Origin of the sequence: Microcoleus sp. LEGE 07076 (assembly GCF_015207455.1) — a bacterium.
Lineage (GTDB): Bacteria > Cyanobacteriota > Cyanobacteriia > Cyanobacteriales > Microcoleaceae > Microcoleus.
On sequence record NZ_JADEWV010000220.1, the window covers coordinates 1 to 9,035 of the forward strand.

A 9,035-nucleotide genomic window follows, 5' to 3' on the forward strand; every position below is an offset into this window, starting at 1 on the left:
CTTGAGGACGCTCAACCGCAAGCCGACTCTGACGACAACAACCAAGCTGCCGCCAGCAAAAAAAATCGCACTCTATTTGATACAATCCCTCAAGTTTCAGAAGCTAGAACTTACTTTGAAGAACGCTGGAAGCCCACCGAAAAAATGGAACAAACCTTAGAATACAGCCTGCAAATCGATGAAAACGGCTCAATTCAAACTATCGTACCGATGGGAAAAGCAGCAGCAGATTATATCGAACAAGTTAATATGCCTTTAGCCGGCGAGCCGTTTGTTTCTGCCGTTTCCAATGGAAAAAACCCAAAAATTCGAGTAGTTTTGAGACCGAACGGTCGAGTACAAACATTTTTAGAAGAAAGCAATTGAACCCTCTCAAAAACATTGTCTAGATTGAAAATTCAACTAGATGGCCAATGTTATAGCCCTCCTAAATCAAATGTGTAAATATGTAGGGTAGTGCCCCGTGCCTACCCCCTTAACCTCAAAAACATTGTCTAGATTGAAAATTCAACTAGATTGCCAATGTTATAGCGCTCCTAAATCAAATGTGTAAATATGTAGGGTACTGCCCCCGTGCCTACCCCCGCCCCAATATCGGGATATTCACTTTCAATATCAATTCCCCCTTTTTTTATCCCAAACTTCTCCAATCCAATAAAAAACTAAAATCCCGCCTAAACTAAATAAAAAATCTTCAATACTAGCAGTACGATTGGGTAAAATAGCTTGCAGCATTTCTTCCCCAGCAGTGAACATAGTAAACAGTGCTGGCCCGAAAGGAATTGGATAATTCAACACCATCATCATTTTTTTGCCAGTTGCTCTATGACACAAAAAAGATGCAATTCCGTACAAAACAAAATGTCCAACTTTGTCATAAGGCGGATGAGCCAGTGAAAAGTTGACTAACAACCCCATATCTGCTACAAGCATGATACTGAGAATCATCAAAAAGTACAAAACACAGGCCACAATCCAAAATTTATTTGATAACTTCATCTGTTTTTTTTGCTAATCGCAACATTAGCCCTAGGGTGCGGATACACCAACAATCCTGAAAAAAGAGAGAAACTCTTATAGATTCGTACTTAATAGATTGTTGCGGGCTGCGGAAACAAATCTAATATTTTTCTGGTAGCAACTTTTTTGATAACTAATATTATTTATTGTCGCAATTGTGTTTGATTTGTCATTTTTTTTACCGCAGAGAACACAGAGGACACAGAGAAAGAGAGGGAACAAATGCTGCCTATTTTTAGCTTTTTAGCTTTTTAGCGTTTCCACTGCTGCAAGATGTATTTGTAAAACTTTTCGGTGTCTACTTTATCCATTGCTTGAATTTTTCGACCTCCCGTTTTAACTTTTGTACGTCCTTGGCTGACACCTTCGGTAACTATTTCGGTTTCCCATTCTCGGAGTTCGTAAAATTCTGGATGTGCCAAATAAGCCGTTGCCAAAATATCCCAAAAATAGTAATCTTGAGATATTGCTAAAGCATAACACTGTCCTGCTAAATCGGAAATTGGATATTTGCGCTGTCTTGATAAAATATTAGAAAATTCCACAGTCAGCGGTACATTGTTGGTAATATCTAAAGGACACATCACAATCTGAATTTGTGTTTGCCAAACTCTCTCGATCGCGATCGGATCCCAGTAAGCATTCCATTCCGCCGACATATCTTGTCCGGGTTCCATATCTTTGCTAACATTACCTATAACGTTGAGCGCCCCTCCCATCCACACAATTTCTTTGATTTTGCTTTCAATTTCTGGGGCGATATCTAAGGCTTGTGCTACAGTTGTTAGCGGCCCTGTTACCATTAATGTGACCGGTTCCTTTGCATCCCGCAATACTCCCACCATAAAGTTTTGTCCGGGTTCTGATATTGACGGCGTGTTAATGGTTGCTTTTTCGTTTAGAATGGGAAGTCGATCGACTGCAAAAGAATCTCGCCTAAACAACATCGGAAATGGATTCAATCCCCGCACCGTACTCGCCACCACCGGAACGTTCCAACGCCCCATCAAATCGAGGATTTTGCGTGTGGCGCTGACAGCCGGCTGAATGTAACAGTCCGCTGGAGTTACAATTACTCCCAGAGTTTCCACTTCCTCCATTGTCATCAGCAACACCACTGAGAGATAATCATCAACTGCACCGTCATGATCCATTAATACCAGTTTTTTGGACATTCTGCTTCCCCGTGGCTGAATTAGTGTAAAGTACAAATATAAATTTATTGGTTCTAAAAACACAACTGATTCAACTATAGCCGTTCTCAAGTGATATCTTCATCAATTCCGAATTCCCAATCAGTTTCTCACTCACTCACTAAATAATTTATTACTATGAACACAGTATCACCTTACGGATCGTGGAAATCTCCCATTACCTCCGATTTAATTGTTTCGGGAACAGTCGGACTCGGACAAATTGCTATTGATGGCGATGATATTTACTGGGTAGAAGGAAGACCATCGGAAGCGGGGAGAAGCGTCATCGTGCGCCGTACTCCCGACGGTAAAATAACTGACGTAACACCGCCTCCGTTCAACGTTCGCACTCGCGTTCACGAATACGGTGGCGCTGCTTTTGCTGTTAGCGGCGGTGTGGTGTATTTCTCTCATTTTGCCGACCAAAGAATTTATTGTCAAAGATTAGATTCTCCGCCAGAACCCTTGACACCTACTGCTAAATGTTGCTACGCAGATGCGATTTTTGACAAACCCAGAAATCGCCTGATTTGTGTGCGCGAAGACAATTCAGGGGAAGGCGAATCTGCGAATACAATTGTTAGTATTAATTTTGATAACGGCGAAGATATTCAAATCTTAACTCAAGGTAACGATTTTTATGCTTCCCCTCGTTTGAGTCCCGACGGTTCTCAACTGTCTTGGATTTGTTGGAACCACCCAAATATGCCCTGGGACGGGACAGAATTGTGGGTTGCAGAAATTAATCCTGATGGTTCTTTAGAGGGAAAACAGTTAGTTGCCGGCGGGGTTGATGAGTCGATTTTTCAGCCGGAATGGTCGCCGGATGGAGTTTTGTATTTTGTTTCTGACAAGTCGAACTGGTGGAATTTTTACAGAACTGTTAATTCCAGGCAGGAAAAACCAGAAATTGAACCTCTGTGCGAGATGGCGGCTGAATTCGGCCTTCCTCAGTGGGTTTTTGGAATGTCTACCTATGCGGTTGTTTCCGAAAATAAAATTATTTGTACTTACACTCAGCAGGGTAAGTGGTATTTAGCGAATCTCGATTTAGCCAGCAAGCAGTTGACAAATATTGAGACAGGTTACACTAATATTTCGTCGGTGAAAGCGCGGGGAGAAACTGTAGTTTTCCTGGCAGGTTCTCCCACGGAATCTACTGCTATTGTACAGCTAAATGTAGCGACAAGTCAATGGGGAATTTTGCGAAAGTCGAGCGATTTAAGCATCGAATCTGGTTATCTTTCTGTACCGGAACCGCTCGAATTTCCCACGGAAAACGGTTTGACTGCTTTCGGCTTTTTCTATCCCCCGAAAAATCAAGATTTTGCTGCACCTGCGGGTGAAAAACCGCCGCTGGTTGTCAAAAGTCACGGTGGCCCGACTGCTGCTACTTCTAGCAGCATGAATTTGAAAATTCAATATTGGACGAGTCGCGGTTTTGCGGTGCTTGATGTCAACTACGGTGGTAGCACCGGTTACGGTAGAGAATACAGAAGAAGATTGCAAAATAGTTGGGGAATTGTTGATGTTGATGATTGCGCTAACGGTGCTAAATATTTAGCTGAAAAAAATTTGGTTGATGGCGAAAAAATGGCGATCGCCGGAGGCAGTGCAGGGGGCTACACGACTCTGTGCGCTCTGACTTTCCGCGATGTTTTTCAGGCCGGTGCGAGCTATTACGGTGTTAGCGATTTGGAGGCTTTGGCAACGGATACTCACAAGTTTGAGTCGCGCTATCTGGATGGATTGATCGGGGCTTATCCCGAACGAAAAGATTTGTATGTAGAACGTTCTCCGATTCATTCAGCCGAACGTTTATCTTGTCCTATTATCTTTTTTCAAGGATTGGAAGATAAAGTGGTGCCGCCCAATCAAGCGGAAATGATGGTAGAGATTTTGAAAGCTAAAGGTTTGCCGGTTGCTTATGTTGCTTATGAGGGGGAACAGCACGGTTTTCGCCGCGCTGAAAATATTAAAAGAACTCTTGATGGCGAATTCTATTTTTATTCTCGCGTGTTTAAGTTTGAGTTGGCTGAACCTGTGGAGGAAGTGCCGATTTACAATCTTTAAAATAAGTTAAGTTGGCAGTTGCTTGCATTGGCGCTCCTATGCAAAAAGTAGTAGGATTCGCAGATATTGAATGTGACTTAGTTCACAGAGTTTGCTGTTTTATATCACAATTATTGGCTTTTGCTGTCACTTATTTTAAGGAAATACAGGTATAAACTATGAAAGTACGATCGCTCTTTGTTACCGCTCAAAAAAGCGATCGCCCAATCCTCGAATTGAGAGTCAATCGCTATGCAAACTCCTGTCAACCTGATTCCATCTGCTTTGGGCGAGCTGTTCGCCGAGGTCAATTATAATGGTTACATTACTTTAGCCGATCGCTACGGTTTGATGGCCGCTATTTTTGACGAGACTTTGACTGAGGAAGATAAACGCTCGATCGATCGACTTTTGCGATCGGTGTGCCGGGGCAAGATAAAATTAGTTAAGGAACTGTCTGCAATCAGATAAGCACTGACAACACCTTCACAAGACTCAACCTCTCGTCTCTCTTTAAGAGACTAAGGAATTAACAAATAAAGGAAGTATTGAAGCCGGATTTATTATTACTAATATTATCTAGGGCGCGCCTTACCTGCAGGAGCATCTTAGTTTGTAATTTTCAGCATTTTGGTTAGCGCGCGAACATGAATTAATACAACAGCAACTCCCAAAACCAGCTATTGGGCACGCAAGATGCCTGATATCAATTCCGGTTGCACTCCTCCGGAATTGTTGACTGTTGGCTGTTGACTGTTGGCTGTTGACTGTTGGATGTTAAGAGGGCGGGCACTCTTGGCACCGCCCCTACAGGCTGTTGGCTGTTGACTGTTGACTAATAACCAATAACCAATAACCAATAACCAATAACCAATAACTTCTTCAAATCAGAAACCGAATAGTTACATAAACAGCAGCCACCACCAATTGCACCGCCATCACCGGAAGCCCGTAACGCAGAAAAGTTTGAAAAGAAATTCGCCGTCCGTACTGCTCCGAAATTCCCGCTGCCACTACATTAGAAGAAGCTCCGATCAAAGTGCCGTTTCCGCCTAAATTTGCCCCGTACATCATCGCATAAAATAGCGGCAGCACTTCGACTGGAAACTGTCCTGCAAAATCTGGATTCAGCACTTCTGTCGGTGCGAGGCCGACATTCACAACATACTGTTTTAAGAGCGGCACCATCGCCACCACTAGCGGAATGTTTGGCACTACGCTCGACATCAAACCCACAAAAAACAACAAAGCTAAAGAACCCAGAAAAATATTTTTACCTAAAATAACTGCTAAAAATCCTGACATACTGCCGATAACTCCGGTTTTTTCCAAACCGCCAATTAGCACAAAAAATGACATAAAAAATAACAGCGTGCTCCAATCTAAATCCCGCAAAATGTTGTTAACAGAATCTATCTTGGACTGGTGCGCTAAAAGCATTGCCAAACCAGCCCCCAACAAAGCAACCGCCGCCGGTGAAATTGGCACGGGCAGAGACTCTCCCACTACAAAAAATAACAGCACGAAAGCTATGATTAATCCCCCCACTGCTAAAACTCGCGGGTGATTGATTGTTGGCTGCTGCAAATTATCCAAATTGTCTAATTTTTTCTGCCAAATTTCGGGAAACAGCCAAGGTAGTATAGCCACTAAAGCTGCTACTGAGATTGCCCCGCCCAAACTTAATTGAGTTAGGTAATCTGCAAAGCTCATGTTGATAGCATCGCCCACAATAAATGTCGCCGGATCTCCCACGATTGTCAGCAATCCAGAACTGTTAGCTACAAATACCATTAAAATCAGTAATGGCACAAAATCTACCCCGACTTCTTGAGCTATTGGCGGAATTAACGGCGCTAGCAGCATGACTGTCGTGGCATTGGGCAAAATTGCACAAATTGGGGTAGTTATCGCCACAATACCCAGCAACAAATTTTTGCCTTTACCTTTAGCCAACATCACCATTTTAGTTGATAAAAAATTAAATAATTTTGTCGGCTCAAATGCTCTTACCATTACCATGACACCGAAAAATAAGCCCAGCGTTCCGTGACTGCGACCGATATATTCGATCGCATTATTTAAAGTCATAACGTGGGTAAAAACTAGGACAAGCGATCCCAAAAAAGCTGCAACAGTTAGGTGTATCCACTCGGTCATTACTAACAAAATTACACCGATAAAAGTTGTCGTGGCGATCGCAGCTTGCACGTTTTCCATTTAATTTCCTGACCAAATTAAAACTTAACAATTAACAAGTCTAGGTTTGAGCGCCAATTATACTACTTTATTGCTATTATGTCAATAGGTTTAAGTATTCCTTTTGGCAGGAGCAAGCTGGGATCTAGTGAGGGATCGATCGGTAGCACGGGGGAAAAATAACCTCAAAACTACTTCTTTTAGCGCTGTCGCGATCGCCCGAAGTTTGGTATGGCGATCGGGCGATCGCTCAACTACAATAGAGCATGGGCAACATCTGCCAAAATCAACCCCCACGCAGACATCATGGACTACAGCCAACTGCTCACCGACAAAACCGATATTATCCTCAAAAACTGGATTGAAGCAGTTCGTCAGGATCGGAAAATTGAAAGTGCTGACACTTTACCGCATTCAGCGATCGAAAATCACATACCTCACCTGTTGGCGGCGATGGCTGCATCGCTTTCCCGATATCAAAAGACCAAAATCAAAGTAATAATTGAAGCCAGTTTAGATCACGGATTTCTCAGAGCAGAACAAGGCTACGACGCCACAGAAGTTGCCCGGGAATACCATTTATTGCGTCAAGTAATATTCTTAGAATTAGAACCAGAATTGTTAGCAGGAACCACCGCCGAAGTATTCAGAGCTTTTCGCCTCATTGATGCCGTAGTAGACGAAGCAATTGCCCAATGTTTCAATAGCTACGTAGCTCAGCGGCTGCAAGAACTTCAACAAATCCAAACTCAGTTACAACTCACAAATCAAGAACTCAATCGCCTCGTCAGCGCCAACCAAGAAAATCTCTCTTATTTGGCTCATGAACTCAAAACACCCCTCAACTCAATCATCGGTTATTCTGAACTGTTTTTGCGTCAAGGAAAAAAGCAACCCGAAATCAAAGATACCCTCCCCGGCATCGAACACATCGAGCGAGTATTGCGTAACGGCAGACAGTTGCTGCGCCTGATTAACGACGCACTAGAACTTGCTCGCGCCGATGCCGGAAAAATTCAACTTAACCTGCGCCAAACTAATGTACAATCTCTAATTAACCCCGTAGTAGAAATGATGCAGCCAATTGCTGATGCTAAGGGATTAAAGCTTGCAGTTACCAGCGACTCCGCCCCCAAACAAGTAGTCGCCGACGGACAGCGGCTGCAACAAATTGTCACCAACTTGCTGAGCAATGCCATTCGCTATACAGAATCTGGTAGCATTGAATTAAGTTGCCGCCCTGTCGGAGAAGCAAATTGGGCGATCGTAATTACAGATACCGGCATTGGCATCGCCCCCGAAGATACAAACCGCATCTTTGACCCCTTCTTTCAAGCAGGAGAAGTCGGCAAACATCACTTTCTCCCCGACAGCACCGGCCTGGGATTAGCCATAGTATCGCGGCTAGTTACACTTTTGCAAGGCAAAATAGAGGTACTATCAGAAATTGGAGTCGGCTCAACTTTTACCGTGATACTCCCCCTAGAAGTTAAAATACTTCAAGCAGTAAGTTAAACATTAAGTTCAAATTATTAGACCCGAAAATCACAAAATCCTATGCCCGCAGCCAACCTTAGCTTTTCCACAACCGCCTTTCCCCTCACCGCCGTAGTCGGGCAAGCAGCAATCAAATTAGCCCTGCTACTAGCAGCAGTAGATCCCGGATTGGGAGGAGTTGCCATCTCCGGTCGCCGCGGCACAGCCAAATCAGTAATGGCCCGCGCACTCCACTCCTTACTGCCACCAATTGAAATTGTTAAAAACTCTTTTTGCAACGCCGAACCTGATGAATTTTCGGGAGGAGAAGCATCAGACTTGTTGCCAGAAAATGGCAGTAAAAATGCCAGCAGCACCAATACAAATTCCCTAAATACTCAAAGAATTTCCGCACCATTCATTCAAATTCCATTAGGCGTCACCGAAGACAGACTATTAGGTTCCGTCGATGTCGAACAGTCAGTAAAATTTGGCGAAACTGTATTTCAACCCGGACTCTTAGCCCAAGCAAATCGAGGCGTACTTTATGTAGACGAAATCAACCTCCTCGACGACAATATTTCCAACCAATTGCTCACAGTATTAACCGAAGGGCGGAACCAAATAGAGCGCGAAGGTATCAGCTTCCAACACCCCTGCCAACCCCTCTTCATCGCCACCTACAACCCCGAAGAAGGCCCCCTCAGAGAACATTTGCTCGATCGCATCGCGATCGTACTTTCCGCCGACGCAGCACTCGAACTAGAAGAAAGAGTCTATGCAGTAGAACAAGTTTTATCCTACTCCAGCTCCCCCCAACAATTTCTCAACCAATACAGCGAAGACACCGACAACCTCAAAACCCAAATCATCCTCGCCAGAGAATGGCTCAAAGATGTCAGCATTAAACGCGAACAAATAGCCTACCTAGTAGAAGAAGCCATCCGCGGCGGAGTCCAAGGACACCGCGCCGAAATCTTCTCCGTCCGCGTCGCCAAAGCCGCAGCCGCCATCGAGGGACGCACAGAAGTTAACGCCGAAGATTTGCGCCGCGCCGTAGAACTCGTCATCGTCCCCCGCGCCACCATCGTC

The 9,035-nt window shown here is 44.1% G+C and carries 7 protein-coding genes and 1 pseudogene; 5 read left to right on the forward strand and 3 right to left on the reverse strand.

What is annotated here, in order from left to right; translation table 11 throughout:
* A pseudogene (locus tag IQ270_RS25050) lies at positions 1–366 on the forward strand (hypothetical protein); the annotation flags it as partial.
* Positions 367–615: 249 nt separating this feature from the next.
* Here IQ270_RS25050 and IQ270_RS25055 read toward each other — a convergent pair.
* Both IQ270_RS25055 and IQ270_RS25060 read right to left on the reverse strand, forming a co-directional pair.
* On the reverse strand, positions 616–999 hold the full coding sequence (locus tag IQ270_RS25055) for a VanZ family protein (protein ID WP_193975887.1): 384 nt from the start codon (positions 997–999) through the stop codon (positions 616–618).
* A gap of 272 nt (positions 1,000–1,271) precedes the next feature.
* Positions 1,272–2,195: a nucleoside hydrolase gene (locus IQ270_RS25060; RefSeq protein WP_193975888.1), complete on the reverse strand. Its 924-nt coding sequence runs from the start codon at positions 2,193–2,195 to the stop codon at positions 1,272–1,274.
* 156 nt (positions 2,196–2,351) lie between these two features.
* Here IQ270_RS25060 and IQ270_RS25065 point away from each other — a divergent pair, with 156 nt between their 5' ends.
* Together IQ270_RS25065 and IQ270_RS25070 are read left to right on the forward strand one after the other, a co-directional pair.
* The gene (locus IQ270_RS25065; protein WP_193975889.1) at positions 2,352–4,289 is read left to right on the forward strand and encodes a S9 family peptidase; all 1,938 of its coding nucleotides are present in this window, start codon (positions 2,352–2,354) and stop codon (positions 4,287–4,289) included.
* Positions 4,290–4,520: 231 nt separating this feature from the next.
* The gene (locus IQ270_RS25070; protein ID WP_193975890.1) at positions 4,521–4,739 is read left to right on the forward strand and encodes a hypothetical protein; all 219 of its coding nucleotides are present in this window, start codon (positions 4,521–4,523) and stop codon (positions 4,737–4,739) included.
* Positions 4,740–5,150: 411 nt separating this feature from the next.
* On the opposite strand, the gene IQ270_RS25075 is transcribed toward IQ270_RS25070, so the two are convergent.
* Positions 5,151–6,488, reverse strand: coding sequence for an ArsB/NhaD family transporter (locus IQ270_RS25075; protein WP_193975891.1), 1,338 nt, complete (start codon positions 6,486–6,488; stop codon positions 5,151–5,153).
* A gap of 210 nt (positions 6,489–6,698) precedes the next feature.
* Between IQ270_RS25075 and IQ270_RS25080 the strand changes: the two genes are divergently transcribed.
* Together IQ270_RS25080 and IQ270_RS25085 are read left to right on the forward strand one after the other, a co-directional pair.
* On the forward strand, positions 6,699–7,982 hold the full coding sequence (locus IQ270_RS25080) for a sensor histidine kinase (protein WP_339384321.1): 1,284 nt from the start codon (positions 6,699–6,701) through the stop codon (positions 7,980–7,982).
* Between the two features lie 42 nt (positions 7,983–8,024).
* Positions 8,025–9,035: ATP-binding protein (locus tag IQ270_RS25085; protein ID WP_193975892.1), on the forward strand; the 1,011-nt coding region annotated here is incomplete at its 3' end.